The following is an 18515-nucleotide window of genomic DNA, read 5'->3' on the forward strand; positions in this document are numbered from 1 at the left end:
GCCTGAACAGGGCAGGTGTCACAGGCCGCCAAGCGCGCCCGCGCTTGCGCTATGATTGGCGCTTCTGTCTCTGGAACCTCCCTGGATGAGCAAGCCCGGTCAAATGGTGCTGATCGCGTTGCGCAAGATGATCGCCTCGGGCGAACTGGCGGCTGGCGCGCGGCTGATGGAAGTGCCTACCGCCGAACGTTTCGGCGTCTCACGCATGCCCGTACGCATGGCGTTTCGTACCCTGGAGCAGGAGGGCCTGCTGGTGCGTTGCGGCGGCCGTGGCTTCCAGGTGCGTTCGGTCAGCGCCGACGACATTGCCGGCGCGGTGGAGGTGCGCGGTGTGCTCGAAGGCCTGGCTGCCCGCCAGGCCGCTGAGCGCGGCCTGCTGCCCGCGGCGCGCGAGGCGCTGCAGCGCTGCCTGGTCGAAGGCGACCTGTTGTTCGACAAGGGGTATGTGACCGAAGAAGACTTGCACGCCTATCACGACCTGAACATGCGCTTTCACCAGGTGATCGTCGAGGCCAGCCACAACCCGGCCATCGCCGATGCCCTGGCGCGCAACGACCACTTGCCGTTCGCTTCGGTCACTGCGCTGGCGGTGGACCGTCACGACCTCGCCCGTGAATTCCGGCGCTTCAACTTCGCGCACATGCAGCACCATGCGGTGTTCGATGCGCTCACCCACGGCCAGGGTGCCCGCGCCGAGGCGATCATGCGCGAACATGCCAATGCCACGTTGCGCTATGCCGAAACCTTTGGCGCGGCCACGGCGGACGAGGGCATGAAGGTGATCCTGCCCTCGTCCTGAGGCGTTTTACAGGTCCAGTACCAGCAGGGGCGTCTTCGCCCGCGAACAGCACGGCGTGAACTGATCGTTCAGGGCCTGTTCCTGCTCGGTGAGGAACAGGTCGCGGTGCTCTGGCGTGCCCTGCAGCACACGCGTCAGGCAGGTGCCGCAAATACCCTGTTCACAGGAGACGGCGATCTCGATGCCGTGGCGTTCCAGCACCTGCACCACGCTCTGGTCGGCCGGCACCTCGAACACTTGGCCGGTGCTGCCTACCTGCACCGAGAAGCTGCCGCCGTCGCTGTTTGCAACCGGCGCTGCGGCGAAGTACTCGCGGTGCAGGTTGGCCTGCTGCCACCCCAGCTGCTTGGCAGTGTCCAGCACGTGCTGCATGAAGCCGCCAGGCCCGCACACGTAAAGGTGCACATCGCCCTGCGGGCTGCCCAGCACTTGGGCGATGTCCAGGGCGGTCTCCGGCTGCTCGTCAAAATGTACGAACAGGCGGTCAGCGAAGGGTGCGGCGCGCAGGCGCTCGACAAAGGCTGCGCGGTCGCTGGAGCGGGCGCAGTAGTGCAATTCGAAATCGTCGCCGTTGCAGGCCAGTTGCTCCGCCATGCACAGCAGGGGCGTGATCCCGATGCCACCGGCGAACAACAGGCTGCGCCGGGCGCCCTGGGCCAGCGGGAACAGGTTGCGTGGGGCGCTGATGCGCAGGCGGTGGCCAGCCTGCACCTGCTGGTGAAGGCTGCGCGAACCGCCGCGTGAGGCGGGGTCGTTGAGCACGCCGATCAGGTAGCGGTGGCGTTCTGCTGGGTGGTTGCACAGGGAATACTGGCGCACCAGCCCGTCCGGCAGGTGCACATCGATGTGCGCGCCGGCGCTGAAGGGCGGCAGTGGGCTGCCATCGGCGGCCGCCAGCTCGAAGCTGCAGATGCCCTGGGCTTCGTCGTTGCGGGATACCACTACGGCATCGATCATGGCGCGGGCTCCTCAGGCGGGGGTGGTGTGGGTGGCGATCACGTGCGGTTTGGGCGCGTGCTCTTTGGCGATCAGCCGCTCCAGCACCTTGCGCGCCTGTACGCCGCCGGCGTCGATGTTGAGCTTGAGCAGGTTGCGCTCGGGGTAGGCGAGCAGGTTCTGCTGCTGGCGTTCGAGCATTTCCAGGTCTTCGCTGAAAATCTTGCCCTGGCCTTCGCGGATGCTCGCGGTCAGGGCCTGATCGTGGGCGGCAAAATTGCGCGCCATGCCCCAGAAGTACCAGATCGAGGTGTCGCTCTCGGGGGTGATGAAATCGACCACGATGCTCGAGGCCTTGTGCTCGGCCGGGGCGTGGTAGCCGCCGTGGCCTGCATGGGCCACGCCCACCTCGATCAGTACATGGCTGGGCGGGGTGAAGCGGCAGATCTGCCAGCGGTCCACCGGCACGTCATCGGCCAGGCCGTTGCCGCGCAGGGCCATGCGCCAGAAGGGCGGCGGCATGATGTTTTCCATGTGCCGGGCGGTGACCACTTCGTCGCCGCTCACCGTGGTGGCGGGGGGCGCCTCGTCGATTTCCTTCTGGCCGATGCTGGAGGCGTGCACATAGGTTTCATGGGTGAGGTCCATGAGGTTGTCGATCATCAGGCGGTAATCGCAACCGATGTGGAACAACCCGCCGCCATAGGCCCATTCGTCGCTGGCCGCCCACGGCAGGTGCGGGATCAGGGCCGGGTCAGCCTGGGTTTGGTCACCGGGCCAGACCCAGATGAAGCCATGGCGCTCGACCACGGCGAAGGCCTTGTTGCAGGGGAAGCCCCGCACCCGTTGGCCAGGCATGGCGACGGCTTTGCCATCACAGCCCATGACCAGCCCGTGGTAGCCGCACACCAGGTTGCCGTTTTCGACAAAGCCCAGCGACAAGGGCGCGCCGCGGTGCGGGCAAAAGTCTTCTACGGCGGCGACGCGGTTTTCGTTGGCGCGGTAAAACACGATCTTTTCCCCGCAAATCTGCCGGCCCAAGGGTTTCTCGGCGATTTCGTCAGGGGTGCAGGCGACGTACCAGGTGTTTTTCGGGTACATGAAGGACCTCCAATTGTTGTTGTTATTTAATGGATCCATTAAGGCCTGAGCTGAAAGGCTGGTCAATGGTTAATCCCAACAAAAATTGGAGGCTGTGCGATTATCGTACGCTTAATGGATCCATTTGGCGGATTGGGGATGAATGGCCCTATTCCTTGTAAATTTTCGTCAGCAGCCGCAGCAGTTCTGTGCGCTCGGCTTCTTCAAGGCTGCCAGTAGCCTCCCGATCGCTGTCGCTGGCGATCTGTTTGAGCTCCTTGAGCATCGCTTCGCCCGACTTGCTCAAGAAAATCCCGTAAGAGCGCTTGTCCGGCTTGCACCGCACTCGCACGGCCAGCGCACGCTCTTCCAGTTTGTTCAGCAGCGGCACCACCTGCGGCGGCTCGATCGCCAAGGCGCGCGCCAGGTCCGCCTGCATCAGGCCCGGGTTCTGCTCGATGATCGCCAGCGCAGAGAACTGCGCCGGGCGCAGGTCGTAGGCCGCCAGCCGGCTGATCAGGTGCTGGAACAGCTTCAGCTGGGCGCGGCGCAACGCGTAACCGAGCAGGTCCTCAAGGACCGTGTCGCCAGGGGGCGTGGGCAGGGAAGCGGTGTCGTCGGTTCGGGCAGACCTTGCCATCGGATTGCATGCTCCTGTGTCATGAGTAAGAAAGTTACCCAGTTTGCCTGCGCTGGCTCAATCCGGCTAGTGAAGCTCAGGCTAAAAAGCTTCTCAACCGGCTGGAAGGCAAAGATAATTTTCATAATAGTTAATTGACATAACTAATTTGCCGGATTAGTTTGATGGTCACCACCTCGAACAACAAGAGTGCAGAACCATGAGCAAATACGAAGGCCGCTGGACCACCGTGAAGGTCGAACTGGAGTCGGGCATCGCCTGGGTAACCCTCAACCGCCCGGAAAAACGCAATGCCATGAGCCCCACCCTGAACCGGGAAATGGTCGACGTGCTGGAAACCCTGGAGCAGGACGCCGACGCCGGCGTGCTGGTGCTGACCGGGGCCGGTGAGTCGTGGACTGCAGGTATGGACCTCAAGGAATACTTCCGCGAGGTCGACGCCGGCCCCGAAATCCTTCAGGAAAAAATCCGCCGTGAAGCCTCGCAATGGCAATGGAAGCTGCTGCGCATGTACGCCAAGCCGACCATCGCCATGGTCAACGGCTGGTGCTTCGGCGGCGGTTTCAGCCCGCTGGTGGCCTGCGACCTGGCCATCTGCGCCGACGAGGCCACCTTCGGCCTGTCGGAAATCAACTGGGGCATCCCGCCCGGCAACCTGGTCAGCAAGGCGATGGCCGATACCGTTGGCCATCGCCAGTCGCTGTACTACATCATGACCGGCAAGACCTTCGGCGGTACCAAAGCCGCCGAGATGGGCCTGGTCAACGAGAGCGTACCGCTGGCCCAGCTGCGCGAGACGACCCGCGAGCTGGCGCTGAACCTGCTGGAGAAGAACCCAGTGGTGCTGCGTGCAGCCAAGAACGGCTTCAAGCGTTGCCGCGAACTGACCTGGGAGCAGAACGAAGACTACCTCTACGCCAAACTCGACCAGTCCCGCCTGCTGGACACCGAGGGCGGTCGCGAGCAGGGCATGAAGCAGTTCCTCGACGACAAGTCCATCAAGCCGGGCCTGCAGGCTTACAAACGCTGAGGGCCGGGGCGGGCTGTGCCGCCACTGGCCACAGCCTGCGGATATTTCTCTACAACCACAACAAGAGGGATGAGCATGTTGCAGGTGCCTTTGCTGATTGGCGGGCAGTCGCGCCCCGCCAGCGATGGACGAACCTTCCAGCGTTGCAACCCGGTCACCGGTGAGGTGGTGTCGCAAGCCGCTGCCGCCACGCTGGCCGATGCCGATGCCGCGGTGGCCGCCGCCAGCGCAGCGTTCCCGGCCTGGGCCGCGCTGGCGCCCGGTGAGCGGCGCAGCCGCTTGCTGGCCGGCGCCGACCTGCTGCAGGCGCGGGCTGCCGAGTTCATCGCCGCGGCCGGCGAAACCGGGGCCATGGCCAACTGGTATGGCTTCAACGTGAAGCTGGCCGCCAACATGCTGCGCGAAGCTGCGGCCATGACCACGCAGATTACCGGTGAGGTCATCCCCTCGGATGTGCCCGGCAGCTTCGCCATGGCCCTGCGCGCCCCGTGCGGTGTGGTGCTGGGCATCGCGCCGTGGAACGCCCCGGTGATCCTCGCCACGCGGGCCATCGCCATGCCGCTGGCCTGTGGCAACACCGTAGTGCTCAAGGCCTCCGAGGTCAGCCCGGCGGTGCACCGATTGATCGGCCAGGTGCTCCACGATGCAGGCTTGGGCGATGGCGTGGTCAATGTGATCAGCAATGACCCGGCCGATGCGCCCGCCATCGTCGAGCGGCTGATCGCCAACCCTGCGGTGCGCCGCGTCAATTTCACCGGCTCCACCCAGGTGGGGCGCATTGTCGGCGAGCTGGCTGCACGGCACCTGAAACCTGCCTTGCTCGAACTGGGCGGCAAGGCGCCGCTGTTGGTGCTCGATGACGCCGACCTGGACGCCGCCGTCGAAGCTGCAGCGTTTGGGGCCTACTTCAACCAGGGCCAGATCTGCATGTCCACCGAGCGCCTGGTGGTCGACAACCGCATCGCCGACACCTTCGTCGACAAGCTGGCGGCCAAGGTCGGCGGGCTGCGCGCAGGTGACCCGCAGGTGAGCACGTCGGTGCTCGGTTCGCTGGTCAGCGGTGCGGCCGGCGAGCGCATCAAGGCGCTGATCGACGATGCCGTGGCCAAGGGCGCACGCCTGGTATGCGGCGGCCAGCTGGACGGCAGCATTTTGCAGCCCACCCTGTTGGACAACGTCGACGCAAGCATGCGCCTGTACCACGAAGAGTCCTTCGGGCCGGTGGCAGTGGTGCTGCGCGCCGAGGGCGATGAAGCCTTGCTGACGCTGGCCAACGACTCCGAGTTCGGTTTGTCGTCGGCCATCTTCAGCCGCGACACCAGCCGTGCGCTGGCCTTGGCCCAGCGTGTGGAGTCGGGTATCTGCCACATCAACGGCCCGACCGTGCATGACGAGGCGCAGATGCCCTTCGGTGGGGTCAAGGCCAGCGGCTACGGCAGCTTCGGCAGCCGCACCGCCATCGATCAATTCACCCAGCTGCGCTGGGTCACCCTCCAGCATGGCCCCAGGCATTACCCCATCTAGGCAACGCGCACCATCGGCCGCCGCCCGCACCGCCGGGCGGCGGCAGGCTGTACAACAATAACAAGGAGCAACCTGCGTGAATAACCAAGCCCGCACAGGGGCGACCGCCCCTGGTCAAAGCCCGCGCTACCGGCAGGTGTCCATCGGGCATCCCCAGGTGCAGTTCAGCGAGGCCGACGGCATCCTGCGCATGCAGGCCGTCGAGCCCCTGGCGCCGCTGCCGGCGCGCCTGCTTGACCGGCTGCTGCACTGGGCCGCACAGCGCCCGGACACCACCTTCATTGCCGCGCGTCAGCCCGACGGTGCCTGGCGCACAATCACCTACGCGCAGATGCTCGTGCAGATACGTACCATCGCCGCCAACCTGCTGGGCTTTGGCCTGAGCGCCGAGCGGCCGCTGGCGCTTTTTTCCGGCAACGATATCGAGCACCTGCAGATCGCCTTGGGCGCCATGTACGCCGGCATCCCGTATTGCCCGGTGTCGCCGGCCTACGCGCTACTGTCCCAGGACTTTGCCAAGCTGCGGCATGTGTGCGAGGTACTGACGCCGGGGTTGGTGTTCGCCACCGACACCCAGCCGTTCCAGCGTGCCTTCGACGCCGTGCTGGACCCATCGGTGGCGGTGGTGAGCGTGCGCGGCCAGGCCGCCGGCCGCCGGCACCTGAGCTTCGACAGCCTGCTGCAGCCGGGCGACCTTGCACCAGCCGATGCGGCGTTTGCCGCCACCGGGCCCGACACCATCGCCAAGTTCCTCTTCACCTCCGGCTCCACCAAGCTGCCCAAGGCGGTCGTCACCACCCAACGCATGCTGTGCGCCAACCAGCAGATGCTGTTGCAGACCTTCCCGGTGTTCGCAGAAGAGCCGCCGGTGCTGGTGGACTGGCTGCCGTGGAACCACACCTTCGGCGGCAGCCACAACCTGGGCATCGTGCTGTACAACGGCGGCAGCTTCTACCTGGACGCCGGCAAGCCCACCCCGCAAGGCTTCGGCGAAACCTTGCGCAACCTGCGCGAGATTTCCCCCACAGCCTACCTGACCGTGCCCAAGGGCTGGGAAGAACTGGTCAAGGCGCTGGAGCAGGACGCACAGTTGCGTGAAGTGTTCTTTGCCCGCATGAAGCTGTTCTTCTTCGCCGCAGCCGGGCTTTCACAAAGCGTGTGGGACCGCCTGGACCGCATTGCCGAGCAGCACTGTGGCGAGCGTATCCGCATGATGGCTGGCCTTGGCATGACCGAAGCGGCGCCATCCTGCACGTTCACCACCGGGCCATTGTCGCTGGCAGGCTACGTGGGCTTGCCGGCACCGGGGTGCGAAGTGAAGCTGGTGCCGCTGGACGGCAAGCTGGAGGCGCGCTTTCGCGGCCCGCACATCATGCCCGGCTACTGGCGTTCGCCGCAGCAAACGGCCGAGGCGTTCGATGACGAGGGCTTTTACTGCTCGGGCGATGCCTTGAAGCTCGCCGATGCGCAGCAGCCCGAACAGGGCCTGATGTTCGATGGGCGTATTGCCGAAGACTTCAAGTTGTCGTCGGGGGTGTTCGTCAGTGTCGGGCCGCTGCGTAACCGTGCGGTGCTCGAAGGCTCACCCTATGTGCAGGACATCGTGGTGGCTGCGCCGGACCGCGAATGCCTGGGCATCCTGGTGTTCCCGCGTCTGCCCGAATGCCGGCAACTGGCCGGGCTACCGGCTGCGGCCAGCGATGCCGAAGTGCTCGGCAGCGGCGCGGTGCGCAGCTGGTTCGCCGCTTGGCTGGAGCGCCTGAACCGTGACGCCCAGGGCAACGCCAGCCGGATCGAATGGTTGTCACTGCTGGTAGAGCCGCCATCGATCGACGCCGGGGAGATCACCGACAAAGGCTCGATCAACCAGCGTGCGGTGTTGCAGCGCCGGGCTGACAAGGTAGAGGCGCTGTACCGTGGCGAAGACCCAACCGTGCTGCCCGCGCAGGCGCGCCCGTGAGCAGCGCCGGGCTGTGCACTGTGTTCGACGATGTGGCCATCGTGCAGATGGTGCGCACGCCGTGGGTCGACCTCGGCGGTGCGCTCGCCGCGGTTTCACCGATCGACCTGGGCATCAAGGCCGGGCGGGCGGTGCTGGCGCGCGCCGGCATCAGCCCGCAGGCGGTGGACAGCGTGCTGGCCGGCAGCATGGCCCAGGCCAGTTTCGATGCGTACCTGCTGCCGCGCCATGTCGGGCTGTACTGCGGGGTGCCGCAAGCCGTGCCCGCGCTGGCAGTGCAGCGCATCTGCGGCACCGGTCTCGAGCTGCTGCGCCAGGCCGGGGAGCAGTTGCGCAGTGGTGTGCAGCAGGTGCTGTGCGTGGGCGCCGAGTCGATGTCGCGCAACCCGATCGCGGCGTATGAACACCGTGGCGGCTTTCGCCTTGGCGCGCCGGTAGGGTTCAAGGATTTTCTCTGGGAGGCGCTGTACGACCCGGCTGCCGGGGTGGACATGATCGGTACCGCAGAAAACCTGGCACGCGCGCATGGCCTTGGCCGAGAGACCGTGGATGCCTGGGCGCTGCGCAGCCATCAGCGTGCGCTGCAAGCCCAGCAGCAGGGCTGGTTCGACGAGGAAATCGTCGAGGTCACGGCAGAGGCTTTCAGTGCTGAAGGCTGCCTGCCACGTGGCATCGAACTGCCACGCGGCGTGGCCCACGTCAGCCACGACAGCCACCCGCGGCCGACCGATGCCACAGCGCTGGCCCGCCTGCGTGCGGTGCACGCCGGTGGCGTGCAAACCGCCGGCAACAGTTGTGCAGTGGTCGATGGCGCGGCGGCGGCGTTGGTGACGCGTTTTTCCGCGTGCACCCAGCCACCGTTGGCACGCTTGCTGATGGCCACGGCCGTGGGCGTGCCCCCCAGCACCATGGGCATTGGGCCGGCCCCGGCCATTGCCTTGCTGCTCGAACGCAGTGGCCTGCGCCTGGAGCAGATCGACCGCTTCGAAATCAACGAAGCGCAAGCCGCCCAGGTACTGGCAGTGGCCCAAGCGCTGCAACTGGATGTGGAAAAACTCAACGTGCATGGCGGTGCCATCGCCCTGGGCCACCCCTTGGCTGCCACCGGCCTGCGCCTGGTGCACACCCTGGCCCGTCAGTTGCGCCAGGGCAACCTGCGTTATGGCATCGCTGCGGCCTGCATCGGCGGCGGCCAAGGCATGGCGGTGCTGATCGAAAACCCCCACTTCGCGGCTTGATTCCGAGGACTCCCATGGCTTGGAAGGCTCCCCTGCAGGACATGCAATTCGTGCTGGAGCACTGGTTGAGGGCCGAGCAGGCCTGGCAGCAGCTGCCGGCCTACGCAGACGTTGATCTCGAGCTGGCCGTGCAGGTGCTGCAGGAGGCTGCCCGCTTCAGCGAACAGGTACTGGCGCCGTTGAATGCACCGGGCGACCGCCAGGGCTGCCGCCTGGAGCAGGGCAGGGTGCGCACACCGGACGGCTTTGCGGCGGCCTATCGCGCCTACGTGGACGGCGGCTGGCCGGCGCTGGCCTGTGAGCCCCGGTGCGGCGGCCAGGGGCTGCCGTTGGTGCTGGATGCCGCGGTTCAGGAAATGCTCTTTGCCAGCAACCATGGCTGGGCCATGTACACCGGCATCGCCCATGGCGCCTACCTGTGCCTTAAGGCCCATGGCAGCGACCCATTGCAGGCGCGTTACCTGCCCGGCATTGTCAGCGGCGCAAGCCTGCCCACCATGTGCCTGACCGAGCCGCAGGCCGGCAGTGACCTTGCCTTGCTGCGCTGTCGTGCCGAACCGCTGGGCGACGGCAGCTACGCGGTCACCGGCAACAAGCTGTTCATTTCCGGGGGCGACCACGACCTGACCCGCGACATCCTGCACCTGGTGCTGGCGCGTTTGCCCGATGCACCGGCAGGCAGCCGTGGGCTGTCATTGCTGCTGGTGCCCAACGGGTTGGAGGGCGGTGTGGGCAACGGGGTGCAGTGCGATGGCCTTGAGCACAAACTGGGCATTCGCGGCAGCGCCACCTGTGCGCTGCGCTTCGAGGGGGCCAAGGGCTGGCTGGTGGGGCAGGCGCACGGTGGCCTGGCGGCCATGTTCGTGATGATGAATTCCGCCAGGTTGCACGTCGGCCTGCAAGGGTTGGGGCACGCCGAAGCGGCTTGGCAACTGGCCCGTGACTACGCACTGGAGCGTCGCCAGATGCGCGCCCCCGGGCATTCGCCGGGCGCCGCTGCCGACCCCATCCACCTGCACCCCGCCATGCGCCTGACGCTACTGGAGTTGCGGGTGCGCACCGAAGGCATGCGCAGCCTGGGATACTGGACGGCGCACTGGCTGGATGTGGCCGACGCCTCTAATGACCCTGCCCAGCGTGCCAAAGCGTCGACACTGGCGGTGTTGCTGACGCCGATCATCAAGGCGGCGTTCACCGACTATGGTTTCAGCCTGTCGAGCAAAGCGCTGCAGGTGTTTGGCGGCTATGGCTACACCTGCGAATTCCCCATCGAGCAGGTGCTGCGCGACAGCCGGATTGCGATGATCTACGAAGGCACCAACGAAATTCAGGCCAACGACCTGTTGTTGCGCAAAGTGCTGGGCGATGGCGGTGAAGGCTTTGCCCTGCTGCTGGGCGAGATGCGTGCCGAGGCCGGGGCCGGCCAGGGCGGCGCTGCCGAGGCGCTCGGTACGGTCTGCGACCGGTTGCAAGGGGTGGTTGCCGAGGTCGAGCGTAGTGCTGCGCACGGCCCGGAATACCCCTACCGCGCGGCCGGGGCGTTCCTGCAGTTGTGCGCCACGGCACTGCAGGCCTTTGCCTGGGCCCGCACCGTTCGCTGCCTCGAGGCGTTGCCGGCCGATGCGTCGCTACGGCGCGAGAAGCACGAAAGCGCCACCTTCTTTTTCAACTATCTGCTGCCAGACTTCGACCGGCAGGTGGCAGCCGTCGAGGCGGCCGCCTGCCCATTGCCGTTCATTGGCGAACCGTTCTGAACCCCACGTGCGAGGTCGCGATAAAGGCCGGCTGAGGCTGGCGCGCCGAGGGCCGGTAACGCATGCACAGGTCTGCCGAGCACAGGTGCGAGCCGCCTTTGATCACCGCCACCGGTATGCCCGGCTCGGCGGGGTCGTAGCTTTCGCTCAAGGCGGGGCCGGGCGGGTCCAAGGCCGCGTCGCGTTGCGCATCGTGGCCCGGGCGATAACCCGTGCGGGTCAGCTCCCAGACATTGCCCCCCGCATCGAACACGCCGAACCGGTTGGCCGGGAAGCACCCTACCGGTGAGGTACCGGTGAAGCCGTCAGCGGCCATGTTGTTGTAGGGGAACTGGCCCTGCCAGGTGTTGGCCATCAGCTTGCCCTTGGGCAGTTCAGTGGTGCCCCAACTGAAGTCGGCATCTTCCAGCCCGCCACGCATGGCGTATTCCAGTTGCGCTTCGCTGGGCAGGGCACGGCCAGCCCAGCGCGCGTAGGCCTGGGCATCTTCCAGTGTCACTTGCACCACCGGGTGGTTTTCAAGCCCTGCCAGGTCACTGCCAGGGCCCTGCGGGTGTCGCCAGCTGGCCCCCGGCACAAACTGCCAGCCGGGGGCGAGCACGTTCGGCCCTTGCTGGAACACCATCGCGCCCGGCACGCGCAGCGTGTCGGGCAGGGTGGGGTCCACCTCGGCGCTGATGCCCCGTTCGGCCTGTGTAAGGTAACCGGTAACTGCCACGAACCGGGCGAACTGGGCGTTGGTGACCGGGTGCCGGTCGACCCAGAAGCCCGACACCTTTGCCGCGTGTGGCGGGCCTTCTTCATCATAGAAACGGTCTGAACCGAAGGTGAACACGCCACCCGGCAAGCGCACCATGCCATCGTGCCTGGCGGGCAAGCCGCTGTAGCCCTCGCACAGCAGTACCGGCGCCGGGGCTTGTGGCCAGGCGCCGTAGGCCACGGCGAGTAAGCCGGCGGCGACCAACGCGCAACCGGCTACCCGGGCAATCATGGCTTGCTGGCCAGGGGCATGGCGGGGCTTGCCGGGCGCCCGTCAGCGTCGATGGCGATATTGCTGCGTTGGGCATAGGCCTTCCAGTCGCGCAGCAGGTCGCTCACCTGCTGGGGGTGTGCGGCTGCGATGTCATGGTGCTCGCCAGGGTCGTTGCTCAGGTCGTACAGGTGCCAGGCCGGGGTGCCATCGGTGGCATCCCACAGCAGTTTCATCGGCCCTTTGCGCAACGAGGCGCTGCCGTTGATTTCCCAGCCCAGGGCCTCGTCATGGGCGTGGATCCGGGTGTCCTTGCCTTGCAGGTAGTCCAGCGCCGAGGTGCCCTGCGGCGGAACGATGGCGCGGTCGCGGTAGTTGATGCCGGGCATCGGCGCGCCGGCCAGTTGCAGCAGCGTCGGCATGATGTCCCTGACACTGGCCAGTTCATCGCTGCGCCCGGCCTTGATGGTGGCCGGGTGGTAAACGAAGGCGGGCACGCGGATGCCGCCCTGGTAGGTGGTCATCTTGTAGCGGCGGCTGGGCAGGGCGCTGACCTGGGCCCAGGCCGAGCCGATCATCAGGAACGAATCACGCCGCCCGTAGTTGGCCAGGCGGGTATCGAAGTTTTCCTTGATCCAGTTGGGGTCGACGCGGGTGGCATTTTCCGGCCCGTTGTCGGACATGAACAGCACCAGTGTGTTGTCCAGTTCACCGGTTTTGCGCAGGTGATCGACCAGGCGCCCGACCTCGGCATCCAGGGCCGCCACCATGGCCGCGTAGACCTCCATGGTGCGCGCCGATTGCTGTTGCTGCTGTTTTGTCAGCGATGCCCAGCCCGGTACGCCCTCCAGTTGCGGCTCCAGCGGGAAGTCCGCTGGCACCAGCCCGGCCTTGCGCTGACGCGCCAGGCGCTCGCGGGCAATCACCTCATAGCCTTGGTCGTAGCGGCCGCGGTATTGCGCCAGGTATTCATCCGGCGCCTGCAAGGGCCAGTGCGGCGCGGTGTAGGCGGCAAAGGCAAAGAAGGGTTTGTTGCTGGCCTTGCCGTCGTCGATGGCGGCGATGAGGCGGTCGGTGAACCAGGTCGTGGAGTAAAAGTCGGCGGGCAGTTCGATGGGCTCGCCATTGTGGCGGAAGGTCGAGCTGTAGTTGGGCTGCAGCGCCATGTTGGCCTGCTTGAAATGCGCAGCGCCCCCTTCGAGCAGCACGTAGGCCTGGTCGAAACCACGGTTCTGGGGCTGCTGCGCGGGCTGCATGCCCAGGTGCCATTTGCCGGAGATGTAGGTGCGATAGCCAGCATCGTGCAGCAGTTCTGCCAGGGTGGCGACATTGCTGCCCAGGACCCCTTCGTAACCGGCGCGCACCTGAGCGCCGGCCGGCAAGCGCTTGCGTGCTTCGGCCATCATGCCCAGCCCGGCCAAGTGCGGGTCGTTGCCAGACATCAGCATGGCGCGGGTAGGGGAGCAGCTTGGCGCGGCATGGAAGTCCAGCATCAGGCGGCCGTCGGTCAGCAGTTTGTCCAGGTTGGGCGTCTGGATTTCGCTGCCCAGGGCCGACAGGTCCGAGAAGCCGAGGTCGTCAGCAACAATCAGCAGAATGTTTGGTTGTTTAACGGTTGGCGTGGCCATGGCCTGGCTTGCGCCGAGCATGAGCAAGCCGAGAGCGGCAAGAGGTTTGAGGCAGTTCATGAGGATGCTCTTTTTGTTTTGATTAGAGTCGTGGCGGCGTGCCCGCAAGGTAGAGAGCCCGCAACGTCCATGGTAACGGCCATTTCTACGGCTGCGCAGGCGCCTGTGAAAAAAACGTTCGATAAACGAACGCTGGATCTGCCTGATATCAGGTAGTTTCAATCACCCTATTGACGGCAAGATGGTTAACAAAAATAATCGTTAACAGAGTTATCCAATTTCATAAAAACAAGTAAAGGGAAATTCTGATGACCAGGCCGTTGAACCGGTGGTGGGTGCCCGTTGTACTGCTTTCGATAGGCCAATGCGTGCAGGCGGCCAGTCCACTTGAACAGAGCCGGCCAGGCCGGCCCGGCGCGCCTCGCTGGGTCGAGGACTATCGGTTCCTGGATACCCCGGCCAAGGCCAGCGACCCGTTCGATGGGGTGCGCTACCATCGCTTGTCCGAGTCGGCCTGGCTGCAGCTGGGGGCCGAAGCCCGTTACCGGGCCGATGTATTCAACAAGCCTTTTTTCGGCTTGCGCGGGTTGAACGACGACTCCTATTTGATGCAGCGCTTGCAGGCGCACGCCGACCTGCATCTGTTCGATGATGCTGTGCGCACCTTCGTCCAGGTGGAGAACACCCGGGCGTTCGACAAGGACCTGTACTCCCCAAATGATGAAAGCCGCAATGAAGTGCGCCAGGCCTTCGTCGATTTCAACCATGATTTTGCCCAGGGGCGTTACACCACCCGCATCGGCCGCCAGGAGATGGGGCTTGGCGACCAGGCTTGGGTCACCTACCGGGACTCGCCCAACATCCGCCTGAGCTTCGACGGCGTGCGCGCCAGCCTCAACCTCAAGGACGGCCGCAAGCTCGACGCCTTCGCGTTTCGGCCGCTCAAGACCGGCGAGGACAGCTGGGACGATGGCAGCAACAATGCAGTCAAGTTCTATGGCCTGTATGGCACCTTGCCGCTGACGGCGGCCTGGAACATCGACCTGTTCGCCTTCGGCCTTGAAACCGATGACCGCAGCCTGGCCGGTGAAGCGGGCGACGAGCAACGCTATACCTTTGGCACGCGGGTGTTTGGCCGCCAGCAGGCGCTGGACTGGAGCTGGAACCTGGCCGGGCAGACCGGGCACCTGGGCAATGCCTCGATTCGTGCCTGGGCGCTGTCCAGCGATACCGGCTACACCTTCGCGCACGCCTGGCAGCCCCGGCTGGGCATGCGCATCGACGCCGCCAGCGGTGACCGCGAGCTGGGCGATGGCAAGGTCAACACCTTCGACCCGCTGTTCCCGCGCAACGGCGTTTATGGTGAGGCCAGCCTGACCACCTTGAGCAACATCATCGTGGTGGGGCCGACGTTCGGCTTTTCACCTTGGCGTACCTTGCGCTTCGAACCGGGCGTCTTCGAAGTGTGGAAGCAGCGTGCAGAAGACGGTGTGTACATGCCCGGCATGAGTATGTTGGCCAATACCCGTGGCACCGGGCGCCATGTGGGCACCATCTACCGTGCCAACACCCGTTGGCTGGCAACACCCAACCTGACCCTGGACGTCGACCTGAAGTACTACGACGTCAGTTCCGCCATCAAGGACGCCGGAGGGGAAGATTCTTCGTTCATCTCGTTACGTGCCACGTTCAGGCTTTGATCCTAACCCAACGCATAACAACAAAAGGGCTTACCCATGCGTGATTCATCCCCTTCTTCAAGCAAGCCGGTGCTTACCATCGGCCTGTGTTTTCTCGTGGCATTGCTCGAAGGCCTCGACCTTCAGGCTACCGGCATCGCCGCACCGCACATGGCCAAGGCGTTCGCGCTGACGCCGGCGATGCTTGGCTGGGTGTTCAGTGCAGGGCTGCTGGGGTTGCTGCCCGGTGCATTCATCGGCGGTTGGCTTGCCGACCGGCTGGGCCGCAAGAACATCCTCATCGTGGCGGTGCTGTTGTTCGGCGGCTTTTCGCTCGGTACCGCCCTGGCCGACAGCTACGCCTCGCTGCTGGTCGCTCGACTGATGACGGGCCTGGGCCTGGGCGCCGCGTTGCCCATCCTGATCGCCCTGGCCAGTGAAGCGGCGCCCGAGCGGCTGCGCAGCACCGCCGTGAGCATCACGTATTGTGGCGTGCCCCTGGGCGGCGCCATCGCTTCGATCATCGGCATGGCGCCGTTGGGCGAAGACTGGCGTGTGGTGTTCTACGTGGGTGGTATCGCACCGATCGTCATCGCCCTGGTGCTGGTGGTATGGCTGAAAGAGTCCCAGGCGTTTCGTGCTCAAACCGGTGAGAAGGTTGCCGGCCAAGGCATGCTGGCCCAGCTGTTCGGGCCGGGGCATGCAAGCCGCACCCTGCTGCTGTGGGTGGCGTGCTTCTTTACCCTGACCGTGTTGTACATGCTGCTCAACTGGTTGCCGTCGTTGTTGATCGGGCAAGGTTTCAGCCGCCCACAGGCAGGCACGGTGCAGATCCTGTTCAACCTCGGCGGTGCGGCGGGCTCGTTCCTGACCGGGCGGATGATGGACAAGGGCCACGCCCGCCGCGCAGTGTTCATTGCGTACATCGGCATGCTGGCGGCGCTGGCGGGGTTGGGCCTGTCGACGAGCTTTGCCTTCATGCTGGTGGCCGGGTTCATTGCCGGCTACTGCGCCATCGGCGGCCAACTGGTGCTGTACGCACTGGCGCCGACCCTGTATTCGACCCAGGTGCGGGCCACTGGGGTGGGCGCTTCGGTTGCCATCGGGCGCTTGGGTTCGATGGCCGGGCCGTTGGCGGCGGGGCAGATCCTGGCCGCAGGGACGGGCGTAGGCGGGGTGCTACTGGCGGCTTCACCAGGCCTGGTGGTGGCTGCTGTGGCCGCACGGGCATTGCTGGCCAAACGTAACCGCCAACCGCAGTAAGCTGCCTGCAGGCGGTTCAAGGTGCCAGGCAGTTCGGTGACCCTGCCTGGCACTTCTTGGGCTCAGTGTGCGGCCATGCTCATTTCCAGAACCCCTTGTGCGCAGCCGCTGCTTCGTCCTCCAACAGCGGGCCGTGCACGATCACATCACGCTGACCACGGGCGAACACCTCACGGCACGGCAAGGAAAACGTCGGATTTTCCGGGTGGTCCCCGGTCAGCCCGAGCAGCGTATGTTCCGACAGCGCATACACCACCCGGCCAATACCGGTCCAGTACACGGCACCGGCGCACATGCAGCAGGGTTCGGCGCTGGTGTAGAGCGTGCAGTTGGCCAGTGCTTCGGGCGGCAGGGCCTTGGCTGCCAGGGCCGCAGCGACCAGTTCGGCGTGTTGGGTGGGGTCGCCTTCGGGCGGCATGGAGTTGTTGCCGGCGCTGGCGATCACCCGGCCTTCGGCATCGGCGACGATGGCCGCGAAGGGGTGGCGACCGCGTGCTTTGGACTGCTCTGCCAGGCGCATCGACTGGCGTAGCAGGTCCAGGTCGAGGGCGGACAGGTCGGTGGCAACTGGCGTGTAGGGAGTGGTCATGGATGCTCCTGGGGATAGGCAGGGGTAAAAGGGCTCACTTGGCCACGCTGGCATCGGCGCGGTCCGGGTCTGTGGTCTTGTCGTCATTGAGCAGCAGGTTGAGCGTGATCGCCGTGATCGCGCCGAGGAAAATGCCGCTCTCCAGCACCAGCTTGAGCGGGCCGCTCAGGTGATGGAAAAGCGCCGGGAACGACATTGGCAACACGCCGACGCTGATCGAAACGGCGACGATGATGCCGTTGCGGGTACCTTCGAAAGGCACGCGTGAAAGCGCCTGGATACCGGCCACCGTGGTCATGCCGAACATGACGATGGCGCACCCGCCCAGCACCGGCGTGGGCACGGCGGCGATCAGCGCGCCCAGTTTAGGAAACAGCCCCATCAGCACCATGATTGCGCCGGCAGCGGCGACCACGAAGCGGCTCTTGACGTTGGAAAGCGCGATCAGCCCGGTGTTCTGGGTGAAGGCGTTGTACGGGAAACTGTTGAACAGCCCGCCGAGCATCGTCGACAGGCCGTCTGCCCGGAAAGCGTTGCCTAGTGTGCTGGTATCTGTGGGCTTGCCGACCAGTTTGCCGATGGCCAGGCAGTTGCCCGTGGTCTCGGCCATGATCACCAGCATCGCCAGCACCATGATGAGGATTGGCGTGGTGGAGAACTGCGGCGCACCGAAGGCCATGGGTGGGCTCAGCTCGAACCAGGCGGCTTCGCTGACCTTGCCGAAGTGGGTCATGCCAAAGGCTGCGGCCAGCAGGCTGCCGCACAGCAGGCCGATCAGCACGCTGAGGTTGCCGATAAAGCCCGAAAAGCGCGCATACACCAGCAGCGTGATGGCGACCGTCGCCATGCCCAGCAGCAGGTTGGCGGGGTTGCCGAAGTCCGGTGCACCCGGGTCGCCGCCACCCAGCCAGATGGCCGCTGCGGGCATCAGCGAGATACCAATGATGGTGATCAGGCTGCCGATCACCACCGGCGGGAAAAAGCGCAGCAGCCGGCTGAACAGTGGCGCGAGGCCAATGGTGATGGCGCCGGCGGCAATCACGGCGCCAAACACCTCCTGCAGGCCGTACTGCTTGCCGATCATGATCATCGGTGCCAGCGCGATGAACGAGCAGCCCTGGATCAACGGCAGGCGTGCCCCGAAGCGCCAGAACCCGAGGGTCTGGATCAGTGTGGCGATGCCCGAGGTGAACAGGTTGGCGTTGATCAGCGTCACGACCTGCGCCTGGGTCAGGCCCAGTGCGCTGCCGAGGATGAGTGGCACCGCGACCGCGCCGGCATACATCACCAGCACGTGCTGCAGGCCAAAGGTGAACAGTTGCCGCAGCGGTAATACTTCGTCTACAGCGTGGACCTTGCTTGGGCTCATGGCGTGAATCTCCTGAAGGTGCGGCTCTTTTCGTTGTTTTCGGCGCCTGGAGTGAC

Annotated in this window: 15 protein-coding genes; 8 read left to right on the forward strand and 7 right to left on the reverse strand. The window is 65.4% G+C overall.

Features of this window, described 5'->3' with window-relative positions; translation table 11 throughout:
* Window positions 1-85 precede the first annotated feature (85 nt).
* Window positions 86-799 carry a GntR family transcriptional regulator gene (locus NGJ21_RS15165; protein ID WP_174141723.1) on the forward strand — a complete coding sequence of 238 codons (714 nt, stop codon included), beginning with the start codon at window positions 86-88 and terminating at the stop codon, window positions 797-799.
* A 6-nt stretch (window positions 800-805) separates the two neighbouring features.
* Here the strand turns inward: NGJ21_RS15165 and NGJ21_RS15170 are convergent, their stop codons facing one another.
* From NGJ21_RS15170 to NGJ21_RS15180, 3 genes are all read right to left on the reverse strand, one after another.
* Complete coding sequence (locus tag NGJ21_RS15170; protein WP_174141725.1) at window positions 806-1756, reverse strand: PDR/VanB family oxidoreductase; 951 nt, start codon at window positions 1754-1756, stop codon at window positions 806-808.
* A gap of 12 nt (window positions 1757-1768) precedes the next feature.
* Window positions 1769-2836 (reverse strand): Rieske 2Fe-2S domain-containing protein, encoded by a 1068-nt coding sequence (locus NGJ21_RS15175; RefSeq protein WP_174141726.1) that lies wholly within the window; start codon window positions 2834-2836, stop codon window positions 1769-1771.
* Between the two features lie 148 nt (window positions 2837-2984).
* Window positions 2985-3455: a MarR family winged helix-turn-helix transcriptional regulator gene (locus NGJ21_RS15180; protein ID WP_046785644.1), complete on the reverse strand. Its 471-nt coding sequence runs from the start codon at window positions 3453-3455 to the stop codon at window positions 2985-2987.
* 199 nt (window positions 3456-3654) lie between these two features.
* Here NGJ21_RS15180 and NGJ21_RS15185 point away from each other — a divergent pair, with 199 nt between their 5' ends.
* From NGJ21_RS15185 to NGJ21_RS15205, 5 genes are all read left to right on the forward strand, one after another.
* A complete protein-coding gene (locus tag NGJ21_RS15185; protein WP_039604652.1) occupies window positions 3655-4485 on the forward strand; it encodes a p-hydroxycinnamoyl CoA hydratase/lyase in 831 nt (276 codons plus the stop codon).
* Window positions 4486-4560: 75 nt separating this feature from the next.
* Window positions 4561-6009 (forward strand): aldehyde dehydrogenase, encoded by a 1449-nt coding sequence (locus NGJ21_RS15190; RefSeq protein ID WP_174141728.1) that lies wholly within the window; start codon window positions 4561-4563, stop codon window positions 6007-6009.
* Between the two features lie 76 nt (window positions 6010-6085).
* On the forward strand, window positions 6086-7969 hold the full coding sequence (locus tag NGJ21_RS15195; RefSeq protein WP_251962328.1) for a feruloyl-CoA synthase: 1884 nt from the start codon (window positions 6086-6088) through the stop codon (window positions 7967-7969).
* Window positions 7966-9207 carry a thiolase family protein gene (locus tag NGJ21_RS15200; protein WP_237860495.1) on the forward strand — a complete coding sequence of 414 codons (1242 nt, stop codon included), beginning with the start codon at window positions 7966-7968 and terminating at the stop codon, window positions 9205-9207. Before NGJ21_RS15195 ends, NGJ21_RS15200 begins: the two co-directional genes overlap by 4 nt.
* 14 nt (window positions 9208-9221) lie before the next feature.
* Complete coding sequence (locus tag NGJ21_RS15205; RefSeq protein WP_251962329.1) at window positions 9222-10961, forward strand: acyl-CoA dehydrogenase family protein; 1740 nt, start codon at window positions 9222-9224, stop codon at window positions 10959-10961.
* On the opposite strand, the gene NGJ21_RS15210 is transcribed toward NGJ21_RS15205, so the two are convergent.
* Window positions 10942-11952: a formylglycine-generating enzyme family protein gene (locus NGJ21_RS15210; protein ID WP_251962330.1), complete on the reverse strand. Its 1011-nt coding sequence runs from the start codon at window positions 11950-11952 to the stop codon at window positions 10942-10944. The genes NGJ21_RS15205 and NGJ21_RS15210 overlap by 20 nt on opposite strands.
* A complete protein-coding gene (locus NGJ21_RS15215; protein ID WP_251962331.1) occupies window positions 11949-13619 on the reverse strand; it encodes an arylsulfatase in 1671 nt (556 codons plus the stop codon). The genes NGJ21_RS15210 and NGJ21_RS15215 overlap by 4 nt, the downstream gene beginning before the upstream one ends.
* A 248-nt stretch (window positions 13620-13867) precedes the next feature.
* Between NGJ21_RS15215 and NGJ21_RS15220 the strand changes: the two genes are divergently transcribed.
* Both NGJ21_RS15220 and mhpT read left to right on the forward strand, forming a co-directional pair.
* Window positions 13868-15259 carry an alginate export family protein gene (locus NGJ21_RS15220; RefSeq protein ID WP_174141736.1) on the forward strand — a complete coding sequence of 464 codons (1392 nt, stop codon included), beginning with the start codon at window positions 13868-13870 and terminating at the stop codon, window positions 15257-15259.
* A gap of 36 nt (window positions 15260-15295) precedes the next feature.
* Window positions 15296-16501 carry a 3-(3-hydroxy-phenyl)propionate transporter MhpT gene (gene mhpT / locus NGJ21_RS15225; RefSeq protein WP_046785637.1) on the forward strand — a complete coding sequence of 402 codons (1206 nt, stop codon included), beginning with the start codon at window positions 15296-15298 and terminating at the stop codon, window positions 16499-16501.
* Window positions 16502-16580: 79 nt separating this feature from the next.
* On the opposite strand, the gene NGJ21_RS15230 is transcribed toward mhpT, so the two are convergent.
* Window positions 16581-17090 carry a nucleoside deaminase gene (locus NGJ21_RS15230; protein ID WP_115275193.1) on the reverse strand — a complete coding sequence of 170 codons (510 nt, stop codon included), beginning with the start codon at window positions 17088-17090 and terminating at the stop codon, window positions 16581-16583.
* A gap of 34 nt (window positions 17091-17124) precedes the next feature.
* The gene (locus tag NGJ21_RS15235) at window positions 17125-18459 is read right to left on the reverse strand and encodes a nucleobase:cation symporter-2 family protein (protein ID WP_174141738.1); all 1335 of its coding nucleotides are present in this window, start codon (window positions 18457-18459) and stop codon (window positions 17125-17127) included.
* Window positions 18460-18515 lie beyond the last annotated feature (56 nt).

The organism is Pseudomonas sp. Marseille-Q5299 (assembly GCF_943737035.1).
Classification (GTDB): domain Bacteria; phylum Pseudomonadota; class Gammaproteobacteria; order Pseudomonadales; family Pseudomonadaceae; genus Aquipseudomonas; species Aquipseudomonas putida_E.